Annotated in this window: 19 protein-coding genes; 13 read left to right on the plus strand and 6 right to left on the minus strand. The window is 46.8% G+C overall.

Annotated elements, in window-relative coordinates; all coding sequences use genetic code 11:
- Positions 1–2 precede the first annotated feature (2 nt).
- Positions 3–3,848 carry a DUF3683 domain-containing protein gene (locus LEUMU_RS0113720; protein ID WP_022952861.1) on the minus strand — a complete coding sequence of 1,282 codons (3,846 nt, stop codon included), beginning with the start codon at positions 3,846–3,848 and terminating at the stop codon, positions 3–5.
- 185 nt (positions 3,849–4,033) lie between these two features.
- On the opposite strand from LEUMU_RS0113720, the gene LEUMU_RS0113725 reads away from it, so the two are divergent.
- Complete coding sequence (locus tag LEUMU_RS0113725; RefSeq protein WP_022952862.1) at positions 4,034–4,771, plus strand: glycerophosphodiester phosphodiesterase family protein; 738 nt, start codon at positions 4,034–4,036, stop codon at positions 4,769–4,771.
- 11 nt (positions 4,772–4,782) lie between these two features.
- Here LEUMU_RS0113725 and mreD read toward each other — a convergent pair whose 3' ends face one another.
- Genes mreD through LEUMU_RS0113740 form a run of 3 tightly spaced genes read right to left on the minus strand, consistent with a single transcriptional unit; the run spans position 4,783 to position 7,290 of the window.
- Positions 4,783–5,280 (minus strand): rod shape-determining protein MreD, encoded by a 498-nt coding sequence (gene mreD / locus LEUMU_RS0113730; RefSeq protein ID WP_022952863.1) that lies wholly within the window; start codon positions 5,278–5,280, stop codon positions 4,783–4,785.
- Positions 5,281–6,210, minus strand: a complete 930-nt coding sequence (mreC, locus tag LEUMU_RS0113735; RefSeq protein WP_342664674.1) for a rod shape-determining protein MreC — start codon at positions 6,208–6,210, stop codon at positions 5,281–5,283. It abuts the gene before it with no gap.
- A 15-nt stretch (positions 6,211–6,225) separates the two neighbouring features.
- Positions 6,226–7,290 carry a rod shape-determining protein gene (locus LEUMU_RS0113740; protein WP_022952865.1) on the minus strand — a complete coding sequence of 355 codons (1,065 nt, stop codon included), beginning with the start codon at positions 7,288–7,290 and terminating at the stop codon, positions 6,226–6,228.
- A gap of 235 nt (positions 7,291–7,525) precedes the next feature.
- On the opposite strand from LEUMU_RS0113740, the gene LEUMU_RS0113745 reads away from it, so the two are divergent.
- The 3 genes from LEUMU_RS0113745 (at position 7,526) to LEUMU_RS0113755 (ending at position 11,008) form a co-directional block, all read left to right on the plus strand.
- The gene (locus tag LEUMU_RS0113745) at positions 7,526–8,320 is read left to right on the plus strand and encodes an alpha/beta fold hydrolase (protein ID WP_022952866.1); all 795 of its coding nucleotides are present in this window, start codon (positions 7,526–7,528) and stop codon (positions 8,318–8,320) included.
- A 117-nt stretch (positions 8,321–8,437) separates the two neighbouring features.
- On the plus strand, positions 8,438–9,616 hold the full coding sequence (locus LEUMU_RS28105) for an MltA domain-containing protein (RefSeq protein ID WP_022952867.1): 1,179 nt from the start codon (positions 8,438–8,440) through the stop codon (positions 9,614–9,616).
- Positions 9,617–9,793: 177 nt separating this feature from the next.
- The gene (locus tag LEUMU_RS0113755; RefSeq protein WP_157474345.1) at positions 9,794–11,008 is read left to right on the plus strand and encodes a coiled-coil domain-containing protein; all 1,215 of its coding nucleotides are present in this window, start codon (positions 9,794–9,796) and stop codon (positions 11,006–11,008) included.
- Positions 11,009–11,048: 40 nt separating this feature from the next.
- On the opposite strand, the gene LEUMU_RS0113760 is transcribed toward LEUMU_RS0113755, so the two are convergent.
- Together LEUMU_RS0113760 and ppk2 are read right to left on the minus strand one after the other, a co-directional pair.
- Entirely contained in the window at positions 11,049–12,827 is a 1,779-nt protein-coding gene (locus LEUMU_RS0113760) for an ABCB family ABC transporter ATP-binding protein/permease (protein ID WP_022952869.1), read from the minus strand.
- Positions 12,828–12,892: 65 nt separating this feature from the next.
- The gene (gene ppk2, locus LEUMU_RS0113765; protein ID WP_211223086.1) at positions 12,893–13,714 is read right to left on the minus strand and encodes a polyphosphate kinase 2; all 822 of its coding nucleotides are present in this window, start codon (positions 13,712–13,714) and stop codon (positions 12,893–12,895) included.
- Between the two features lie 331 nt (positions 13,715–14,045).
- Here ppk2 and rluB point away from each other — a divergent pair, with 331 nt between their 5' ends.
- The 9 genes from rluB to phoU all read left to right on the plus strand — a co-directional run bounded on the left by rluB (position 14,046) and on the right by phoU (position 22,679).
- Complete coding sequence (gene rluB, locus LEUMU_RS26100; RefSeq protein ID WP_022952871.1) at positions 14,046–14,870, plus strand: 23S rRNA pseudouridine(2605) synthase RluB; 825 nt, start codon at positions 14,046–14,048, stop codon at positions 14,868–14,870.
- A gap of 337 nt (positions 14,871–15,207) precedes the next feature.
- The gene (locus tag LEUMU_RS0113780; RefSeq protein WP_022952873.1) at positions 15,208–15,687 is read left to right on the plus strand and encodes a pilin; all 480 of its coding nucleotides are present in this window, start codon (positions 15,208–15,210) and stop codon (positions 15,685–15,687) included.
- A 51-nt stretch (positions 15,688–15,738) separates the two neighbouring features.
- A complete protein-coding gene (locus LEUMU_RS29315) occupies positions 15,739–16,161 on the plus strand; it encodes a pilin (RefSeq protein WP_022952874.1) in 423 nt (140 codons plus the stop codon).
- Positions 16,162–16,245: 84 nt separating this feature from the next.
- Entirely contained in the window at positions 16,246–16,950 is a 705-nt protein-coding gene (gene phoB, locus LEUMU_RS0113790) for a phosphate regulon transcriptional regulator PhoB (protein ID WP_022952875.1), read from the plus strand.
- A gap of 91 nt (positions 16,951–17,041) precedes the next feature.
- Positions 17,042–18,073, plus strand: coding sequence for a PstS family phosphate ABC transporter substrate-binding protein (locus LEUMU_RS0113795; RefSeq protein WP_022952876.1), 1,032 nt, complete (start codon positions 17,042–17,044; stop codon positions 18,071–18,073).
- A 221-nt stretch (positions 18,074–18,294) separates the two neighbouring features.
- Positions 18,295–19,686 (plus strand): phosphate ABC transporter permease subunit PstC, encoded by a 1,392-nt coding sequence (gene pstC / locus LEUMU_RS0113800; RefSeq protein WP_022952877.1) that lies wholly within the window; start codon positions 18,295–18,297, stop codon positions 19,684–19,686.
- Positions 19,687–19,701: 15 nt separating this feature from the next.
- Complete coding sequence (gene pstA / locus LEUMU_RS0113805) at positions 19,702–20,982, plus strand: phosphate ABC transporter permease PstA (RefSeq protein WP_022952878.1); 1,281 nt, start codon at positions 19,702–19,704, stop codon at positions 20,980–20,982.
- Positions 20,983–21,046: 64 nt separating this feature from the next.
- Positions 21,047–21,895 carry a phosphate ABC transporter ATP-binding protein PstB gene (gene pstB / locus LEUMU_RS0113810; protein ID WP_022952879.1) on the plus strand — a complete coding sequence of 283 codons (849 nt, stop codon included), beginning with the start codon at positions 21,047–21,049 and terminating at the stop codon, positions 21,893–21,895.
- A 16-nt stretch (positions 21,896–21,911) separates the two neighbouring features.
- A complete protein-coding gene (gene phoU / locus LEUMU_RS26105) occupies positions 21,912–22,679 on the plus strand; it encodes a phosphate signaling complex protein PhoU (RefSeq protein ID WP_022952880.1) in 768 nt (255 codons plus the stop codon).
- Positions 22,680–22,952 lie beyond the last annotated feature (273 nt).

Genomic DNA, 22,952 nt, shown 5'->3' on the forward strand with positions numbered 1-22,952 from the left:
AGTTACAGCAATACTTTCTCAATACCACCGTTAACCGCTTTCTTAACGAAGGTATCTGACCACTTATCACCCAGCATATTGTTGCACATCTCTACCACAATATAGTCGGTATCCATGCCGGTTGAGTCTGCGTAGCGAGATAGACCTTGCTGACAAGCCGGACAGTTAGTCAGGATCTTCACATTGCCATTTTCAGCTTCATCTTTACCCGTAAACTTCTGAATGCCCTGCTTCAGGCTTTCTTCTTTACGGAAACGCAACTGACTAGCGATATCCGGACGGCTTACCGCAAAAGTACCTGCTTCACCACAACAACGATCGGTTAGCTCAACCTGCTGACCAACCAAAGTAGACGTCACCTGCACTGGGTTGTAGTGCTTAATCGGCGTATGACATGGGTCGTGATACAAATATTTCACACCCTTCACGCCTTCCATCTTCATGCCTTTTTCCATTAGATATTCGTGAATATCCAATAAGCGACAACCGGGGAATATCTTCTCAAATTGGTACTTAAGCAGCTGATCCATACAGGTACCACAAGACACAATCACCGTCTTGATGTCCAGATAACTCAAAGCCTGCGCCACACGATGGAACAACACTCGGTTCTCTGTCGAGATTTCGGTACCCTTCTTAACATCACCACCAGAGGTTTGTGGATAACCACAACATAGGTAACCAGGCGGCAATACCGTCGTGGCTCCCACCTCATACAGCATCGTCAATGTCGCCATACCAATCTGCGAGAACAAACGCTCAGAACCGCAACCTGGGAAATAGAACACCGCATCACCCTTTGGTTTCGCTGGGTCGCGAATAATTGGCACCGTATTGCTATCTTCCAACCCTAAGGTTGCACGCGTAGTGCGCATTGGCACACCCGCAGGCAATGGTCGCTTCACAAACTGAACCACTTGCTCACGAATTACCGGCTTGCCGGTAGTCGCTGCAGGGATTTTATCTTCACCCAACAGTCCCATCCGCTTAAATAGCTTATGCCCAAAGCGCTGAGCTTTAAAGCCCGCCTGAATCATTCCGCCACGCATCAGCTTGATGGTGGTTGGGTCTTTAATATTCAGGAATGCCATTGAGGCCATGGTCGTGATATTGGTACGCTTTTGCTTACGTTCACGCAAAATACTGCGCATCCGAACGGTAACATCACCAAAATCGATATTTACCGGGCAAGGCGTTAAGCACTTGTGGCAAACCGTACAATGATCAGCAACATCATTCATCTCTTCCCAATGTCGCATCGAAATGCCACGGCGCGTTTGCTCTTCATACAGGAAGGCTTCAATCATCAAACCAGTTCCAAGAATCTTATTTCTAGGCGAGTACAAGAGATTCGCGCGTGGCACATGCGTGGTACATACCGGCTTACACTTACCGCAACGTAAGCAGTCCTTGATGTCATCGTTCAATGCACCAAGCTCATTGTGCTCAAGCAGCAACGCCTCACGACCAACCAAGCGTAGAGAAGGTGTATAGGCATTCTCAAGGCCAGAACCTGGCATCAATTTGCCACGATTGAAGTGACCATTAGGATCAATACGGCCCTTATAATCTGCAAACGCAGTACTGATCGACTCATCCAGATACTGCATTTTGGTTAAGCCGATACCATGCTCACCGGAGATTACACCATCCAAAGACAGCGCCAACTCCATGACTTCATCAACAATCTTCTCCGCTTCCTGCATCATCTCATAATCGTTCGAGTTGACCGGAATATTGGTGTGCACGTTGCCATCACCCGCATGCATATGCAGAGCAATAAACAAACGGCTAGAGAGGATCTTTTTGTGAATTTTCAGGAGTGTGTCGCGTAATGGGCTTAACTCGTTACCGGCAAAGATTTCCTGAATCGGCAACTTCACTTCACGCTTGTAAGACACCACCAAATCACGACGCAGCAACAAATCAACAACGCGGTCATTAGGTCGCATCGCCGTTTTAGTCGCATCATCGTAATGCTCAGCAAGACTAGTCGCGGGCTCATACATATTATCCAGCAGCTTCTGCCAGTAGCTACGCTTTACCGCAAGATATTCAGCGGCATGCTTCTTTTTATTGCGTAGGAATTCATTACTTTCATCGCTTGATTCAAACTTAGGCTGGTTCTTAATTTCAGGGCTATCACCCGCCAGATTTTCCAGTACAGAATCAATCAGACGCAACTTGTTCATGATTGACTGCTTGATGTTGATGCACTCAATCCCTTCACTGTAACGCGCCAGATTGTGCAGTGGAATAACAACGTCTTCATTGATTTTAAAGGCATTGGTATGCGCAGCAATGGCTGCAGTACGTGAACGATCTAACCAAAAACGACGACGTGCTTCAGGGCTTACCGCCGTAAAACCTTCCGCATTTCGCGCATTAGCAAGCTTAATCACCATGGACGCGGCTTCTGCAACCGCCTCTTCCTGATCACTAACGATGTCTGCCAGCAAAACCATTTTAGGCAAATTGCCACGCGCAGCTTTAGGCGTGTACTTTACCGCCCGCACATAGCGCTCATCCAAATGCTCAAGACCGGATAACAATACATTCGGATTGCCATCAAGATAGTTTTTTACCTCAACAATCGCCGGTACCGCTTCATGCAAGTCCGTGCCGTAAAACTCCATACATACCGTACGGATATGATCTGGCATGCGATGCAGGACAAATTCTGCAGAAGTAATCAGGCCATCACAACCTTCTTTCTGAATACCCGGCAAACCGCCCAAAAACTTATTGGTAACGTCTTTACCTAAGCCTTCTTTACGGAAGAATTGGCCTTTAAAGCTCAGAATCTCTGGCTCACCTTTCGGTGTTTTACCATCGTGACCATAGCGGGTAACTTGGAACTCTACCGTTTCCTGATCATGAATTTTGCCCATATTGTGGTTCAGGCGGACGACTTCCAACCACTCGGCATCTGGCGTGACCATTTTCCAGGAAACCAGATTATCCAGCGCAGTTCCCCACATCACGGCCTTCTTACCACCGGCATTCATGGCAACGTTACCACCAATGGTAGAAGCATCCTGCGAGGTAGGGTCAACTGCAAACACTAAGCCATGCATTTGTGCAGCATCAGAAACGCGTCGAGTCACAACACCAGCACCAGCACGAATCACCGAAACCGCACCGCCCGTCTCCGATACGCCTTCACGCTGCGTAATCATACTTAAGCTTTCCAGCTTCTCGGTATTGATCACGGCACTCATTGGATCAAGTGGAATCGCACCACCGGTATAACCGGTTCCGCCACCGCGAGGGATAACCGTTAACCCCATCGCAATACAAGCTTCAACCAGTGCGGCAATTTCTTCTTCAGTGTCTGGAGTCAATACCACGAATGGCATCTCAACGCGCCAGTCGGTTGCATCCGTTACATGCGAGACACGCGCCAGACCATCAAACATGATGTTGTCTTTACGCGTCAGGCTCTTAAAGATGGAGCGCGCTTTTTTACGCAAATCATGGTAATTACTAAACCACTCGCGGAAGTTTTCAACCGAGCGACGACCATGGCTAACCAGCTCTTCAGCATCCTCATTACCATGCGCACGTTCTTGAATACTATCCAAGCGCTGAATCATGGTATCGATCAAGGATTTACGGCGATTCTGGTTTTCCAGCAGGTCATCCTGAATATACGGGTTACGAGTCACCACCCACATATCGCCTAGAATCTCTAGCAACATGTGCGAGGAAATCCCGGTATCCCGACGGGCACGAAGCTTTTCGACCAATTCCCAGGCACGCGACCCGAGTAAGCGAATAACTATTTCGCGGTCAGAAAAAGAAGTGTAGTTGTAAGGAATCTCACGATATGGGTTTGCAATGCTCATAGCTCTGTCAAATGATTACAGGGGCGCATATTGTACCCTGATTAGGAACGGCTTAATATATAATAAGCTGATGGATACCTATGCTGTTAATCGCTTGTTATGGTTAAAAAAAATATAGCATAATCCCCACCGCTCGCAGTGTTTTTACCTTATTAACCCATCCTTTTTGATAGGCGGAATCATTCTTGAAACCTCTGATTATTGCGCACCGTGGTAACAATTTCTCATTTCCTGAAAACTCATTAAACGGCTTACGCTCCAGTTTCGAGCTGGGCTGCATGGCTGTTGAATTCGATATTCAGATGATGGCTGATAAAAACTTAGTCATTCTGCATGACCCAAATACCTTGAGAACCTCGGGACAAGATCACTCAATTTTTGAGCTGACTAAAGAGAAACTGAAAGACCTCAGTATTTATGATCCTAAGCGCTTAGGTGATACACACATTGGTACGCCGCTGAGTCTATTATCGGAGTTTTTTCCGATACTGGAAGAGTTCCCACAAGGGCATGCTTATGTCGAAGTGAAGTATGAGAGCTTAAAGCAATGGGGCCGTCAGGAGCTGCTGGACGAACTACTGCCAATGCTGACGCCTTACGCTAAGCAATGTACCGTTATTTCATTTGATATCAAAGTATTAGAAATGATTCGTGAGCAAAGCGGACTGAGTATTGGTTGGGTATTGAACGAACATGACGAGGCGACCAAGCAAACCGCTGAGATGGTAAAACCTGAGTATCTGATCATTGATCAAGCCGAAATGCCGTTGACTGAAGCGCCTTGGGCTGGCTCATGGAAGTGGATGGTTTACGGTGTTAAGTCTGCGGATCTGGCGTTTCAGCATTACGAGAATGGTGTTGAATACGTGGAAACCGACTTTCTACCAAGACTACTGGCTGACCCACGGCTTAAGCCGGAGTAAGCCAAGTCGCTTTACATATCATCGAAACGATTGCTGGTCAGAAATAGCTTTATCATGCACCAATGATAAAGCGGCCAGACAATCAAGCTACCCAGCAATGACAACCAATACAGCCAAGCCGTTGGGCTATTGCCAGTAAAGCCCAGCACCCACAGATTGACCAGCATGTAGCTACCCAATGCCACTAACAATACTGTCAGCTGGTGCGAGAGTGTGTATACATTCACCCGCAAACGAAGCCGTAGCGTAATAAACACCACTAAGCTCAGCCCCAGTGCATGCTGCCCTAAGCTTGAGTTATACAATACATCCAGCAACAAACCTGCAAACCATGCCAATAAGATACTGACCTTGCGTGGCATGATCAGAGCCCAATGCACCAGCGCCAAAGCCGCCCATTCCGGACGCCATTTATGCATGACATCAGACAGCGGTAGTAATGTCAACGCAAAGGCTAACAAAAAAGAGAGTAAGACTGCGCCGCGAAACCGTAGGATATAACTTTCCATTTAAGGCTTCTCCGCCGTAACCGTTGCTTCGCCAGAGGCTTCTGCGGCTCTTAATACTTTTAAGTGGTTAGAACGCCAGATTAGAATGACCTCACGGGTTTTACTAAAGTCGACCATGGTGCGTGCATTGACCCGCATAAAGGAATCACCGGGGTTATAAGCAACGGATTCCACCATTGCCACCGGAAAGTCTGCCGGAAATAGCTGCCCCAAACCTGAGCTGAAAAACACATCGCCCGATTTAATATCAACATTGGCTTCGATATTCTTTAATTCTAACTGATTGGTATTTCCAGAACCCACCGCAATGGCCCACAAGCCAGTTCGGCTGTTGCGTACCGGAATGGCGTGACGACTATCGGTCAACTGCAAAATCACAGCTGAGCTGGGTGCCACGTGAAACACTTGGCCGTAAATGCTGTTACCCGCTAATACGACCTGCCCACGATAAACGCCATCTTCTGCGCCTTTATCAATAGTGACTGTCTCGCGATGCGCATCACCAGAGACCGATAAAATCTCAGCCAGCATAAAGCGTTCCTGAACAGCAGGCGTCGCATTGAGCTGTTGGCGAAAGCGGATATTTTCCTGAGCAATCGAGTGATATTTTTGATTTCTGGCGGCATAAATTCCCACCAGTGTATTGAGCTTACGATTCTCTTCTAACATCTGATGATGGTCTTTAAAGAAGTCCACCACATAAGCGCCCGTGCGATAGGGTACGTCGACCACTACCTGCACAGGATGCAATACCATACTCAGTGCGGTGCGAATCGGCGACAAGCGCGAGTCGCGATAATCCAGTACAATCATGGCAATAGAAAGCATCACCGCCAGCATAAATTTAACTAGCAGTGAGCTTTCTAATCGATTTTCATATAAGTCGTCGATGTCAGAAATCTCCGGTATACCTAAAAAGCGTGATATCAGTGATACCGGTAAACATTAACCGTATTGAGAGGAGTAATCAGAAGTCCAGAAGTCAAATCCGTCGTCGTCCATACGCTCAAGAATGCGTCCACCACCGCGGGCTACGCAGGTCAACGGATCATCAGCAACCAGTACCGGAATACCCGTTTCTTCCATCAGCAAGCGATCAAGGTCACGCAATAGCGCACCACCACCAGTGAGTACGATTCCGCGATCGGCAACGTCAGCTCCTAGTTCAGGTGGCGTTTGCTCCAGTGCCGTTTTAACCGCACTAACGATTCCGAATAATGGCTCTTGCAGCGCTTCCAGAATTTCATTACTGGTTAGCGTAAAGCTACGAGGTACACCCTCTGACAGGTTGCGGCCTTTAACCGTAATTTCCATCAGCTCCTTACCAGGGTAAGCCGAACCGATTTCGCATTTGATCTGCTCAGCTGTCGCCTCACCGATCAGCATGCCGTAGTTACGACGTACATAACTGATGATCGCATCATCTAAGCGGTCACCACCGATGCGCACCGAAGCAGAGTAAACGATTCCGCGCAGTGACATGATGGCTACTTCAGACGTACCACCACCGATGTCCAGTACCATCGAACCAACTGCTTCATCAATCGGCACACCCGCACCAATTGCAGCTGCCATCGGCTCTTCAACTAAGAATACTTTACGAGCACCTGCGCCCATTGCAGAATCTTTAATCGCACGGCGTTCCACCTGAGTCGCACCACAAGGTACACAAATGACAACACGAGGACGGGGACGTAAAATCCGGCCGCTATCCACTTTACGAATAAAGTGCTGCAGCATTTTTTCGGTATAGGTGAAGTCGGCGATCACGCCATCTTTCATTGGGCGAATGGCGGTAATGTTTGAGGGCGTTCGACCCAACATTTTTTTGGCTTCGATACCAACCGCTTCGATTTTTTTAGGACCACCCGGGCCGCGATCCTGACGGATTGCAACTACAGAGGGCTCATCGAGAACGATCCCCTTTCCGCGCATGTAAATCAGTGTATTGGCTGTTCCCAAATCGATTGAAATATCATTTGAGAATAAACCGGAGAAAAATTTAAACATATAGAAGCCAAATCCATTTTTATTTGTCGTGGCAAAAAACAGCCTTGTTTGAGCAGCATGCAAATGATCAGGTTAAACCGCCAATGCCAGCACATTGGGCAACCGCTTGATCTTATTGTCAGTGTATCACCGAATTATAACTGGATATTTCTTTATCGTTAATGAATAGTTCGTGCTAAATTCACACATATTAATAAATTCCTTTGATTTCCGTCCGGCAAAGCCCAAAAACGTTATGAATCCACTGCTTAACTACAAGACTTTCGGTGACCCCGAAAACAAATCCGCCATTATTTTGCTGCACGGCTTGTTAGGCTCAATGGAAAACTGGCGAAGTCAGGCACAGAAACTCTCCGATCATTATTTCGTCATAACGCCCGATTTACGCAATCACGGTCAATCCCCTCACCTATCCGGTATGCGCTACAAAGATATGGCTGGTGATATTTTGGCATTGGCTGAGCACTTAGGGCTGGAACAGTTTGATCTACTTGGGCATTCCATGGGCGGCAAAGTGGCCATGTATCTGGCCTTACACCACCCTGAAACCATAAATCGACTAATCATTGTTGATATTGCACCCAAGTCCTATCCACTTTGGCACCTGACCGTATTTCGTGCACTGCTCGGTTTGCCGATTGATGAAATCACCTCTCGCAAGCAGGCGAATGATTTACTCGCAGAAGCCATTGAGTCTCCTGCTGAGCGCGCCTTTTTGCTGAAAAACATGCAAACCAGCGATGATGGCGGCTATGAGTGGCGTTGCAATTTGCCCGAAATTACTCGCACTTATTTGAATATCGCTAACTTTAATCCGGCGGCTGATGCAGTTTTTGATAAGCCTTGTATTTTTATTAAAGGCGCACTCTCGCATTACATTGATGCGGACGCGGATTACGACTGCATTCTGCCGCTATTTCCACAAGCCCGGATTCATACACAAGATGGCGCAGGGCATTTGCCACACGTGGAAACACCCGCACCTTTCTTTGCAATGATTAGTGAATTTCTGTCTTTAGCCGCTGAATAAGCGGTTTTAGCAAAACGGCGTTTCGTCTGAAACTACCGTCTATGCCTTGTTAAGCGACCCCACATAGGCATAATTGGGAGCATACCCCAAAATAAAAAAAACAATAAAGAGTGTGCTATGAGATTTCCACGACGATCTAAAATAGTTCTGGTCACTGCTTCGATTCTGATGTTATCAGCCTCTTTGAATGCCAGTGAATTTCCAACGTATCTTGGCGACCCTTATGCGGCGAATGACCGCTATATGCAGTCTAGCTTTGGCCCTGAAGATCAAATGGACTCCTACAGCGCGCCGGAACCAAGCATGCCTTTAGTGCTACGCAGAGGGCTCAGCCAAGCGGCTAGCTATTTGCGCAAGCAGAATCCTAACCTAACCGTTGCTAAGCTTGGCGCCAATATTCCTAATCGAGTGCTCGCTCAAACACTGAACCACCTGCTTAATTGGAACGGCACGATCGAACCGGATTCCCTTCATCAGGAGTTTGACTTAGTCGCCATTTCCAATCATGCCAACACCACCAGCAAATTTACGGGCTATTACACACCGATTATTCAGGCCAGTGCCAAGCCCAGTGCACAGTTTCGCTATCCGATCTATCGCTCACCAATGGCCGGTAGCCTTCGCCTACTCAATCGTGAAGCAATCACTCGGGGCGCACTGAAAAACAAACGACTGGAAATTGCATGGACTAATGATCCGGTCGGTTTGTTTTATATGCAAATCCAAGGCTCTGGCATTTTGCAATATTCTGATGGCCGCCGCACTGCCCTGCACTTTGATGGCTCTAACGAAAAACCTTATCGCAGCATTGCGCGTTATATGCAGCAAAAAGGCTACCTTAAAGGCAATCTCGGGCGTGAGAAAATCCAGCAATGGCTGCACGCCAACCCTAGCCACTTAAAGCAAGTATTGAATTCCAACCCACGCTATGTGTTTTTCCGCCCTGAAGCCAAAGGTGTGCTAACCGCATCTGGCTTGCCTATTATTCCGGGTCATTCGATTGCAGTTGATACTAACTACATTCCCTTTGGTTCAGTTGTATTGGCAGAAGTACCCATTATCAATAGCCGTGGACAACGCCAAGGTGCTGAGTGGAAATTACTTTTGCCTCAAGATCGCGGTGCTGCCATCAAAGGCCCTGGCAGAATGGATATTTATACGGGTAAAGGTGAAGATGCCAGACAGATCGCCAATCAGCTAACTGGCCAAGGCCGAGCTTATATGTTGGTCAAGCGCGGCCAAACTCGATTGAGCCAAGGTCAGGCTCGCTCGCTAAACCTCGCTTCCGCACAATAAATTCATCGTTCAGCGGACCGGTTGAGAATTGAAACCCGACCGCTGAACACCGATGACTTTGCCAAACAATTATCGTACGTTATAAATTCAGCTTGACGGTGTTATACTAATTTCGTTTTAACACCTGTCTCAAACACGGTGCCGTATTGCTGACAATACTTAGAGAGAATTTATAGCGTGAACCTAGTCAAACCATTCTGCCCTGCCCCACGTACGCTGATTAGTAGCGCTGCGTTGATGTTGTCTTGCGGCAGCTTACAGGCTGCAGAGACGGCGGTTTCTCTGAATTCTAATGTGGGTATTGCGGTTGCTGCTATTTCTGGCGCAGCGCTAGTGACGGCTATCTGGGCCATGTTGCTTGGTCGGCAGTCGATGAAAAAAGACCGCGACTTTGTTACCACCCTGAAGAAAAATATTGTGCGTGATCAGCGAAGCATTGATAAAGCCATGCGCATGATTCAGACCAGCGAAGAGCGCGCTGCTAAAGTAGTCGATAAACTGGTCTATCAAAACAATGCACTCACAAGTAAGCAGCATCAAGCATGGATGAGTGCTGAAAAAATTCAGGATTTATCGGAGCATGCTGAAGAAATCGAAGCTGATTTACAGCGTCGTAGTGAAGCCTTAGAGCGACGCATTGAGCAGGCTCAGCATGTGTGGAATGAGCGCCTGAATGAAACGGAAAGTACGGTGCTGAGAGTTGAGCAAGAGTTACGGGATGGTTTAAACCACCTTGAAACCGGCATTAAGCGCGTTCAGCAACAAGATGCACACTCTTATCAACTAGCTCAGCACATTACGGCTCAACATAATCTCCAACTGCAAAATCTGGAAATGAATAATGAGCTTTCAGAACGTGTGCGGAATAATCTGAATACCACCCTGAAAGAATCCACTCACCTGCTCGACCATTTGCGGGAGCATCAAGGCAAAGCTGAAGATGCCTACCAGAAGTACATGGGTAGTATTGAACAGTACGAAGATGACTTGTTTACTGAGTATGACAGCGCTTATCAGAATGCGGATATGGCACGTCAGGAGTTGGATGCCAATATCGATGAAAGCCGCCTGCACTTAGAAACAATACGCCGCTATGAAACACAAAGCCGCCATATTAAAGAACAAACTGAGAATAATCTGAAACAGCTGGATGTTAAAACGATTAACCAGCTTGCAGATACCCTCGATACCACGCAAAAAACATTCCAGTCGCTGAGTAATAAAGTCGCTGAAGCGCATCAGGCATTGAATAAACTCAATCGCATGGACTTGAATCAGACCGGTGAAAACCAAGGTACTGAGCGCCACTTTATGCAAAAAGCGGTGGGTGACACCAATACCTTGATTCCGTTCTTCAGTAGTCGCAAACCTAAAGAGACAGATAAGAGCTGAGCAATGGCATATTGCTACGCCGTTAGCTCAAGCACCCTGTTTACTCATTCGTTTCCAACTGTAAATCCCACATACGACGATACTCGCCATTCTTTTGTAATAACTCGCTGTGCGATCCTCGCTCAATCACTTTGCCCTGCGCCATCACTAAAATCTGATTCGCATCAGTAATCGTTGATAGACGATGAGCAACTACTAAGGTTGTTGTGGTCGCGGAAATTTGTCTTAGAGTACGCTGAATGGCTTGCTCAGTAGCACTATCTAATGATGAGGTGGCTTCATCAAATACCAAAATCGCTGGCCGCTTTAGAATGGCTCGCGCAATCGCCACCCGCTGCTTTTCACCACCTGATAATTTCAGGCCGCGCTCACCTACTTTGGTTTCCCACTTTTCTGGCAAGCTCTCAATAAAGTCGTGAATATGTGCCATTTTTGCCGCTTCATGTACTTGCTCATCCGTAGCTTGTGGGTTGCCGTACTGGATATTGTAAAAAATCGTATCGTTAAACAGCACGGTATCCTGCGGCACAATCCCAATCGCCTTGCGCAAACTACTTTGTGAGACTTCCTGCACATTTTGGCCATCGATAAGAATACCGCCATCATTCACATCGTAAAAACGGAATAATAAACGCGCCAAGGTCGATTTACCTGCGCCACTGTGACCAACTACAGCAACTGTTTCACCAGCCGGCACACTGAAATCTACACCCTTCAGTATTTCCCGATCATCCTGGTAGCCGAAATGCACATTTTCAAAACGCACTTCGCCTTTGCTGACTTGCAGATCTTTTGCATCCGTCTGATCCTGAATTTCAGGTTCGCGAGATAGCAGCTTAAAGACCAGATCCATATCTGCCAGCGTGTATTTAAACTGTCGGTAGATCATGCCCAGCGCGCCAAGCGGAATAAACAACTGCAGCATAAAGGCATTCACCATAACCAAGTCACCAATGCTCATGCGCGCATTCACCACTTCTTGCGCGGCAAAAATCATAATAATCGTGACGCCAATCGCAATAATTGCACTCTGGCCAAAGTTAAGTGCTGACATGGAGTTCTGGCTTTTTACGGCAACCTCTTCCCATTCAGAAAGTGTTTGATCGTAACGGCGCAGCTCAAGCTGTTCATTATTAAAGTACTTTACCGTTTCATAGTTGATGAGGCTGTCAAAAGCCTGAGTATTACCTTCTGAATCCAAACGATTCATATTGTGACGATAGTTGATTCGCCAGTTACTGATGGCAATCGTAAACAAAACGTACACGACAATTGTGCCAAAGGTAATTAAGGCAAAAATGCCGTCATAGTTTTTGAGCAATACAACGGCGACCAGCGTGAACTCTACGAAGATGGGAATAAAACTGAACACCAGAAAATTCATCATGGTGCTGACCGAGCGTGTACCACGCTCTAAGTCCCGGCTTATTGCGCCGGTTTTGCGCTCCAAATGAAAACGTAAGGAAAGATTATGAAGATGTTCAAGCACCTGATTCGAGAGTGTGCGCATGGCATGGTAACGCACGCGGGCAAATACACTGTCGCGTAACTCACTAAACAGAGAGTTGGCGAGTTTAAGTGCGCCATAGGCTAGTAATAAACTAACGGGAAGAACTAAAAGCTGGGTGCTTTTATCAAAGTAATCAACAATATCTCGCAGAATAAGCGGTATTCCAATATTCGCCCACTTCGCAACAATCAAACACAGCAAAGCGAAGATGGCACGCCCACGATAGGCTTTCAGGTAGCCAGCGACACGTCGCAGGTTCAACAAATCATCACGGTCGTGATGCTCTAAACTGTCGCGTTTTACAATCATAAAAAAGCCCCTTCTGAGAGGGGCTAATGATAGTGTATTTTTAAAGCGGGCGTTGTATTTAACGCTTACAACGCGGCAGGCTCACCCTTGTACAGATTAGCAACCGAACCCACCACTAACTCATCTGGTGAGTAAACCACTGAGGTATCTTTATTTGGGTAGTCCAAACGGTTCAGGAAGTAGCGCATACAATTAATCCGCGCGCGCTTTTTATCATCAGACTTTACAACAGTCCATGGCGCATCGGCGGTGTCGGTATTGAAGTACATGGAACGACGAGCGTCAGTGTAATCATCCCAGCGATCCAGTGACGCCACATCAATCGGGCTCAGTTTCCACTGCTTGAGTGGATCATGCTTACGCATTTGGAAGCGACGCAGCTGCTCCTGACGAGTCACTGAGAACCAAAACTTAAATAAAATCGTATTGGAATTCACCAGCATACGCTCGAAAACAGGGGCTTGGCGCATGAATTCCAAATGGTCGCGGTCAGAACAAAAGCCCATCACCTTCTCAACGCCGGCACGGTTATACCAAGAGCGGTCAAACATCAAAATCTCGCCAGCAGATGGCAGGTGCTGGATATAACGCTGGAAATACCACTGCCCCAACTCGCGTTCGCTTGGCTTTTCCAAAGCTACCACTCGTGCAATACGAGGGTTTAAGTGCTCGGTGAAACGCTTAATGGTCCCCCCTTTTCCGGCAGCATCACGCCCTTCAAAGATAATGACAATCTTCTGGCCTTCTTCTTTAGCCCATTTTTGTACTTTCAGCAGTTCAATTTGAAGCAGGTATTTTTCGCGCTCGTACTCGGCCAGCTTCATTTTTTCAGGATAGGGATATTGCTTATTGGCATGCGTGATCTTCAGCAAATCTTTGCCTGACATGCGCACTTGGCCGCTCATCACATACTCGGCATTAGTAAGGTCCGGCAACATCGCCCGCGCTTCTTCCTGGGTCATTACTTTTTTAACCGTCGGCGTAATAACTGGCCCGGCAACACTTTCTAACTCTTCAGACATGGCTTAATAACCTGACAAATAAAGTCGAAATTAACAAATCAATTATCAACATACAAGCAGGATACCGTTTTTTGTCAATACCAAACAATACTCATTAGTTTCGCCATATAAATGTCATTTTACTGTGATATACGCTTATATGAACGATGGCTCTATGGGATAATAGAGCACGATTTTTATTAGTGGAACACTCACCATGGCTGAACGAATTCAGAAAATGCTATCACGCGCGGGCTACGGCTCACGGCGTGAAATCGAACGCTGGGTTGAAGCAGGCGAGGTGATCGTGAATGGCCACCCTGCATCGCCCGGTCAAGCGATAGAGGAAACCGATCAGGTTATTTTGCGCGGCCAGCGCTTACGGATTAGCACCCGACTAAAAGCTGACTCGCAGACGATGATTTATCATAAGCAGTCTGGCGAAGTCTCTACCACGACTGATCCGGAAGGCCGCCCAACTGTATTTAAGAACCTGCCAAATCCGCACAGTGGTCGCTGGATTCAGGTAGGTCGCTTGGATATCAATACGGACGGTTTATTACTGTTCACCACCGATGGCGAGTTGGCTAACCGCCTAATGCACCCGTCGTATCAGATTGAGCGTGAATACGCAGTGCGTGTCATGGGTACTGTGACTGAGGAAATTCTTCAGGTACTTAAAGCGGGTGTGATTCTGGAAGATGGCCCTGCAAAGTTTGAACGCATTAAGTTTGCTGGTGGTGAAGGCCTTAATCAGTGGTATCACGTAGTACTACATGAAGGACGTAATCGCGAAGTGCGTCGCTTATGGGAGAGTGTAGGCCTTAAGGTAAGCCGCTTGATACGGATTCGCTATGGCTCGATTACCCTGCCGCGCTACTTGCGAGGTGGTCATCATGAGATCTTGGACGTTAAAGCGCTGCGCTCACTCTATAAGAATGTTGATTTGCCATTTGATGAGCCAACACCTCCGAAGAAAAGCCAAGCCGCGCCAAGTAAACGCCAAGCAGTTAAAGGCGGAAAGCCAAACAAGCGCCGTTAATTGCTAAAACACCTCGTTATTCTTAAAAATCCGCTTCTGGCACCCGCCTTGAGCGGATTTTTTGGTTCTGGCCAGCCAGTTTTGGTAATTTTCTAAAAACTGTCACCTCATGTGACGTTTGACTGTTCCATCCTGACATTAGAATGGGCAAAAAGTGACATTTTTTCAGTAAATTCAATATTTTACGTGCCAATTAAACTCCAATAAAAAACTATTAAGCTGATTCTTTTCAATAACTTAAACCCATTAAGCTCAAGTTTGGCATGGCCTGTGCAATATACTTTTCAGTTACAACATTAACCCATAAGAAAAACAACATAAAAAGAGAGTAATAAAAATGAAAAAGCAACTCCAGAAAGGTTTCACCCTGATCGAATTAATGATCGTAGTAGCAATCATCGGTATCTTGGCTTCTATTGCGCTGCCGGCTTATCAGGATTACACGATTCGCGCCCGCGTCTCTGAGGGAATGACACTATCTTCTGCATTAAAAACATCAATTGTTGAAGCGTTTAACTCACAAGGACCTCGTGATATGGGCTGTATCCAAGATGGCACAGGCTGTGATGAAATTAACGCTTCACCAATTTTATCAACTAAGAATGTTTCTAAAATTGAATCGAACGCGGCGGGTGTCATTACCATCACTTATGATGGAAGTGTAAACAATGGCGGCACCTTAACCCTAACACCAACTGATGGTACTGGCACGGCATTAGCACTTAATCTAAACGCAAGCGGTGGTACTCCTTTCCAGTATGTTTGTGCCGCAGGCACTTTAATTTCAAAATATGTTCCAGCAACATGTAAGCCATAATTAATTTTTAAGAGTAGAGCGAAAGCTCTACTCTTTTTACTTTGAGTATTTATGACTTCTCAAGCCAAATCAAATTTTGGATTTACCTTAATTGAGTTAATCATGGTAATAGCCATAATAGGAATTCTTGCATCAATCGCACTTCCAACCTACCAAACATACGTTAAGAGATCCTATGTCGCTAATGGGCTTCATTTTTCTGGCAGGGTTAAATTCGCAGTTTATGAGTTCTACACCAACAACGGTAATTGGCCAATCGATAACGCCGCTGCCGAACTATTAGATCCAAATGAGTATCAAAGCCAAGAAATTAAATCCATTTCAGTTGACGCAGGTACCATCACAATCACCTATAATTCAAAAGTAATAAATGACTCAACAATCACTTTGATGCCAACGTTTAATAACGGCTACAGCTGGGACTGTACTGGCGGAACAATACCAAACAACATCAGACCACCAAGCTGTAGATAAAAATCAAAGCCTAGTTTTCTCTAAACTACTAAAAGCCTGCTAGCATACCACCCTGTTATTACAAACTCCTTGGTAGCAATGAAAATGGCTAGTTTAAATACACAAAAAACCAAACACATCCTCTGCGTAGAAGATGAACCCGCAATCCGTGACATGATCCGTTTCTCCCTGGAACGCGAAGGCTACACCGTTCACGATGCCGAAAGCGCTCAACAATTATCCGAGCAACTCGTCGAACAGCGCCCCGATCTAATCCTAATCGACTGGATGCTCCCAGACGGCAATGGTCCACAGTTAGTCAAACAACTCCGCCGCGACCCATTCACGCGCGATATCCCTATCATTATGCTAACGGCCCGCGCCGAAGAGCAAGATATGATTCAAGGGCTAGAGTCCGGTGCCGACGACTACATCAGCAAACCCGTTTCCCTAAAATCCTTGAATGCCCGCATTAAAGCCCTACTCCGTCGCAGCGATGCGTTTAGCGAAGATGACAAACTCTCCTATCAAAACCTTGAGCTAAACCTCGCCGATCAAAGCCTCTCTATCGGTGGCAATAAAGTCAATATCGGCACCACCGAACTCAAACTCTTAAAATTCTTAATGCAAAACCCTGAGCGCATTTTCAGCCGCGTGCAATTACTGGATCATGTTTGGGGCCAAAACACCTTTATTGAAGAGCGTACTGTCGATGTTCATATATTACGCTTACGCAAACTCTTAAAAACCAATGCAGCGGATCACTTAGTCCAAACCGTTAGAGGTAGCGGCTACAAACTTTCTGCCTGATCGTATTTATTTACGGATCTGTCATAAACCTGTCATATACGCCCCCTATAGTGCGCTCCATCTTAGACAACTATGACGGAGAGACACTGAAATGAAAAAATTACCACTACTGGTAGCTGCTGGTCTTGTTGCAACTGCTTCTGCAGCGTCAGCACGTGATTACATCGAAATTGTTGGCTCTTCAACAGTTTACCCATTCACTACCGTTGTTGCTGAAACCTTCGGCAACAAGACTAAATTCAAGACTCCTAAGATCGAATCAACCGGTACTGGCGGCGGCATGAAGCTGTTCTGCTCAGGCACTGGCATTGATACTCCAGACATCACTAACGCTTCACGCCGCATGAAAAGCAGCGAGTTTGAAGATTGCCAAAAGAATGGCGTTAAGGACATCGTTGAAGTACAGGTTGGTTTTGACGGAATCGCCATTGCTAACTCGAAAGAAGCGGATCAAATGGAGCTGACTCGTAAAGATTTATTCCTAGCATTAGCTAAATCTGTTCCAGGTAAAACCCCAGGCGAGTTAATTCCTAACCCATACCAAACTTGGCAAGATGTTAACCCAGCACTTCCTGCAACGAAGATCGAAGTGTTAGGTCCTCCACCAACGTCTGGTACACGTGATGCTTTTGCTGAATTGGCAATGGAAGGCGGCTGTAAAGCAATCCCTGAAATCGCAGCACTGAAAAAGACGAATGGCTCTTTGTATAAAGAAGTTTGTCACTCAGTACGTGAAGATGGCGCATACATCGAAGCCGGCGAAAACGACAACCTGATCGTTCAAAAGCTCGAGAAGAACCCTAAGGCACTGGGTGTATTCGGCTTCAGCTTCCTTGATCAAAATGCGGACAAAGTACAAGGTTCAAAAATTGATGGTGTTGAGTTGTCATTCGATTCAATCGCTGACGGTAACTACCCAGTATCACGTCCTTTGTACTTCTATGTGAAGTCTAGCCACGTTGGCAAGATTCCTGGTATCAAAGAATTCTTGGCTGAGTTTGTAACAGAAGATGCATTCGGTGAAGAAGGCTACCTGACTGAAAAAGGTCTGATCCCAATGCCTGAAGAGAACCGTAAGTCTTTCCGTCAAGCGGCAACTGAGCTGAAGTCTTTATCTTTATAATTTAGGACAACTCAGTTTTTTGTCTCTTTGCGCCCTGCTCTGGCACTTTATTCAGAGTGGGGCGCTTAGCTTCAAACGGGTTTATTCCGGACTGAGCCAACGAATGCCACATAACAATAATATCAGTGCATAGATGGCTCAGACCCGAGTAAACCTTCGCAGATTAATTTGCACCAAATAGCATATAATCCCCGCTCGATCGGGGCTTTAGGATGTCAGGTATGTCATTAAACACCATTTTAATTACGCTGCTAGCATTGCTGCTATTCAGCTACTTTATCGGCAGGAGCCGCTCTATTGCGGTGGCGGGTAAGCCAGTCAACGGGCGACGCGCACTGCACTCCCTCCCCTCTTATTACGGTTATATGGTCGCTATTTGGGCTGCCATTCCTGCCATTATCATTTTACTATTGTGGACGGCATTTGACGCCAAGTTAGTATCCAGCCTGACCTTCTCATCGTTGCCAGCCGAGCTACAAGCCAAAGGCTCTGCGCAATTAGGCTTAATACTCAACGAAGTAAAATACCTAGCTGCTGCCGGCAACCTTGATCAGATTACAGATCCGGTCAAGCTAGCCGCTGCCGAGCGCTATCAAAGCCTGCAAAATATTAGCGCAATGGCCAAAACGGTTGTGGTGCTAGCAGCTGCCATTATCGGTCTGATGCTGGGTTTACGCTTAGTCAAACCAGAAACGCGTGCCCGAAATAAAGTGGAAAGCGTGATTCGCGGAATGATGATTCTCTGCGCGTCAATTGCCATACTCACCACGCTGGGGATTGTATTCTCGGTGATGTTTGAATCGATTCTGTTCTTTAAATCAGTCTCGATTACCGACTTCTTATTTGGCACACACTGGAGCCCGCAAACGGCAATCCGCAGCGATCAATCCGGTAGCTCTGGCTCATTTGGAGCCGTGCCGCTATTTGTTGGTACCTTGCTGATCTCTTTAATTGCATTGATTATTGCCGTACCACTCGGTTTGATGTCTGCAATTTACTTATCCGAATATGCCAGCCCAAGATTTCGCTCTTTTGCCAAGCCAACATTGGAAATCCTAGCGGGTATCCCAACGGTAGTTTATGGCTTCTTTGCGGCACTAACCGTTGCACCGTTTATACGAGATGTTGGTGAGTCACTTGGGTTAACGGTGGCCTCTGAAAGTGCGCTGGCGGCAGGCTTAGTGATGGGTATTATGATTATCCCGTTTGTATCCTCACTCTCAGATGACGTTATCAACGCGGTTCCACAATCTCTGCGCGATGGCTCCTACGGTATGGGGGCAACCCGCTCCGAAACAATCAAGCAAGTGGTCATCCCTGCCGCGCTTCCGGGTATTGTTGGTGGCGTATTATTGGCTGCATCCCGCGCCATTGGTGAAACCATGATCGTGGTTATGGCTGCCGGGCTCTCCGCCAACCTAACCTTCAATCCTCTCGAAGCGGTTACCACCGTGACGGTACAAATCGTAACGCTATTGACCGGCGACCAGGAGTTCGACAGCCCTAAAACACTGGCCGCATTTGCGCTGGGTCTGGGACTGTTCCTGATCACTTTATTACTTAACATTATCGCGCTGCATGTCATCCGCAGATACCGCGAACAATACGACTAAACCCGGGATATATTCATGAGAACCAGTACCCAAATCGTTGAAGCCGGTCTAAAGAAGCGTTATGCCAAGGAAAAGCGATTCCGATTTTTCGGTTTAGTCTCGATCCTGATTAGCTTTCTTTTTCTGATCGTATTGCTGACCGATATCATTTCCAAAGGCTTGCCCGCATTTGAGCAAAGCTATATAAAAATCAGCGTGACGTTGGATACCGACGCGCTTGGCGTAACGGCTAATTCAACGCCCGATGAGCTATACAGTGCCAACTACTCCACTGTGATTAAAAACGCCTTAAAGGAGAAGTTTCCGGGCGTTACCGGCCGTAAGCAAAAGCGTGAGCTGAATAATTTAATCAGTAAGTCGGCGGCTTATGAGCTGCGTGATGCGGTAATTGAAGACCCGACGCTACTCGGCACCACCAATGACTATTGGTTTCTGGCCAAGGATGATGTCGATGTCTTTATGAAAGGCAAGATTGACCGCTCTCTGCCAGAGGGTGACCGTCGCTTAAAAGACTTCCAACTGGAGTGGATCGATACCCTACTAGCCGAAGATCGTTTAGAAAAACGCTTTAACACGGTGCTATTTACCGAAGCAGATTCACGTGAACCAGAGCAAGCTGGTATTCGTGGCGCATTGATGGGATCGCTGTACACCATGCTGATCACTATGTTCCTGTCATTCCCAATTGGTGTGGCAGCAGCAACTTACCTTGAGGAATTTGCCCCGCAGAATAACCGCTGGGTAGATATGATCGAGATCAACATTAATAACTTGGCGGCAGTACCCTCTATTGTGTTCGGCTTGCTAGGCTTGGCGGTGTATATCAACTTCTTTGGTGTGCCACGCTCGACCCCATTAATTGGTGGCTTGGTACTGACTTTAATGACCTTGCCGACCATTATTATTGCCAGCCGCGCTGCAATCAAAGCCGTCCCACCATCCATTAGAGAAGCGGCACTGGGCTTGGGTGCATCCAAAGTACAAACGGTTTATCAACACGTACTGCCAATGGCAATGCCTGGTATTTTAACCGGAACCATTATCGGTATGGCGCAGGCATTGGGTGAGACCGCCCCACTGCTAATGATCGGAATGATCGCCTTTGTATCGGACGTTCCACAAGGCATTATGGACCCATCAACGGTTATGCCAGTGCAGATTTATCTGTGGTCAGACAGCCCGGAGCGTGCCTTTACCGAGCGTACCTCCGCCGCTATCATGGTGCTGTTAGCCTTCCTGATCACCATGAATATGATTGCAATCTTCTTGCGCAAACGATTCGAGCACCGCTGGTAAGTACCATGCAATACTTGAATAAGGCACAACTACTCAATATGACTACGGCAGGAATTTTCTGACAATGAGCAATGACCCAAACACCACTAAAAACCGCGACGAATTTGACGTTGAGATCCTGAATACTGTGGGTAAGCCACTGTTGGATAATCCTGAAAAAATCAAAATGGCCACTCGTAACTGCGATGTTTTTTACGGCGACAAGCAGGCAATCTTTGGCGTCGACCTGGATATCGGTAAAAACGAGATTATTGCCATGATCGGGCCTTCCGGTTGCGGTAAATCTACCTACCTACGTGCGTTAAATCGCATGAATGACACCATCGATATTTGCAGTGTAAAAGGTAGCCTGACCTTAGATGGTCAGGATATTTACGATAAAAAACAAGATCCTGTATTGCTACGGGCGCGGGTTGGTATGGTGTTTCAAAAACCAAACCCCTTCCCTAAGTCGATCTACGATAACGTAGCCTATGGCGCTCGCTTGCATGGTTTAACCACCAATAAATCTGAATTAGATGATTTGGTTGAAGCTAGTTTGACCAAAGCCGGTTTGTTTAAAGAAGTGAAAGATAGCCTGCAAAAACCTGGTACTGGTTTATCCGGTGGTCAGCAGCAGCGCTTGTGTATTGCACGCACCATTGCGGTTGACCCTGAAGTCATTTTGATGGATGAACCGACCTCCGCACTGGACCCGATTGCCACCGCGATTATCGAAGAGTTAATGGATGATTTACGTCATAACTACACCATTGCAATCGTAACTCACTCCATGCAACAGGCGGCTCGTATTTCACAGCGCACCGCCTATTTCCACCTAGGTAAACTGGTGGAAGTGAATAAGACGAACACGGTGTTTACCAACCCTGAACATAAATTAACTGAAAATTATATCACTGGCCGATTCGGCTAACAGAGGGCTAAGTATTATGGAAACCGGAGATCATATTCTTCAATCCTACGATCAGGAACTTGAAGATATTCGCAGTAAAGCGATGACCATGGGCGGCATGGTTGAGAAGCAAGTTCGCTGCGCACTGCAAGCCGTGCTTGAGCGCGATGTTGAGCTGGGTGAACTTGTTGCCGCGTCCGATGGTGACATCAACGATTTGGAAGTGGATATTGATGAAGAGTGCGCGGGTATTATTGCGCGTCGCCAACCGGCAGCAGGTGATTTACGCTTACTGCTGAGCATCATCAAAGTCACTACCGACCTTGAGCGTATTGGGGATGAAGCCGAGCAAATTGGTTTATATGCCTCACAGCTGGGTAATCAAGTCTCCAACCAAGGCATGAGCGCCCAATTACGTCATTTAGGTGAATTGGCGCACAGCTTGTTAAAGCTGGCACTCGACTCCTTTGCCCGCATGGATGACCTGCAAGCGATTGATGTGGTTAAGAAAAGCCGCCGCATTAGTAAAGAGTTTGATGATTTATCACGCGTACTCATCACCCACATGATGGACGATACCCGCAACATCAAAAACGCCCTACGCGTTATCTGGTGTGCGCGTGCTTTTGAGCGCATTGGTAATCACTCCACCAATATCTGTGAGTTCGTTATTTACCGCGTAAAGGGTAAAGACATCCGCCACACTAATCTAAAGAAAGTGCGTAAGAAGTTATACCCTGAAACACTTAAGGCTGAAGATAGAGCGGAAAACCTAGCTGGTTCAAAAACAAGCTCTTCAAACTAAGCCACGTACTTAATAGCGAAAATGACGATGCCCTGCCTGTTCACCAGCGCAGGGCAATTTTCATCCAGCAGCGTGATGGCCCTACCTCTCATTTGAGAAAGTCGGCAATCAATCATCTGTGGCAGTCCGTAACGGCTTATTGAGGGCTTCTCCAAGGGTATATTTCTTCAAGCAAATCGAATAGAAAATGGTGTTACTAACCGCTTTGTCACACTGCTGACATATAGCTTTGATTTAATGGCTGAATCTAAAAAAATCCCAGTGGCAATAGGT

Origin of the sequence: Leucothrix mucor DSM 2157, from assembly GCF_000419525.1 — a bacterium.
In the GTDB taxonomy this organism is placed as follows: domain Bacteria; phylum Pseudomonadota; class Gammaproteobacteria; order Thiotrichales; family Thiotrichaceae; genus Leucothrix; species Leucothrix mucor.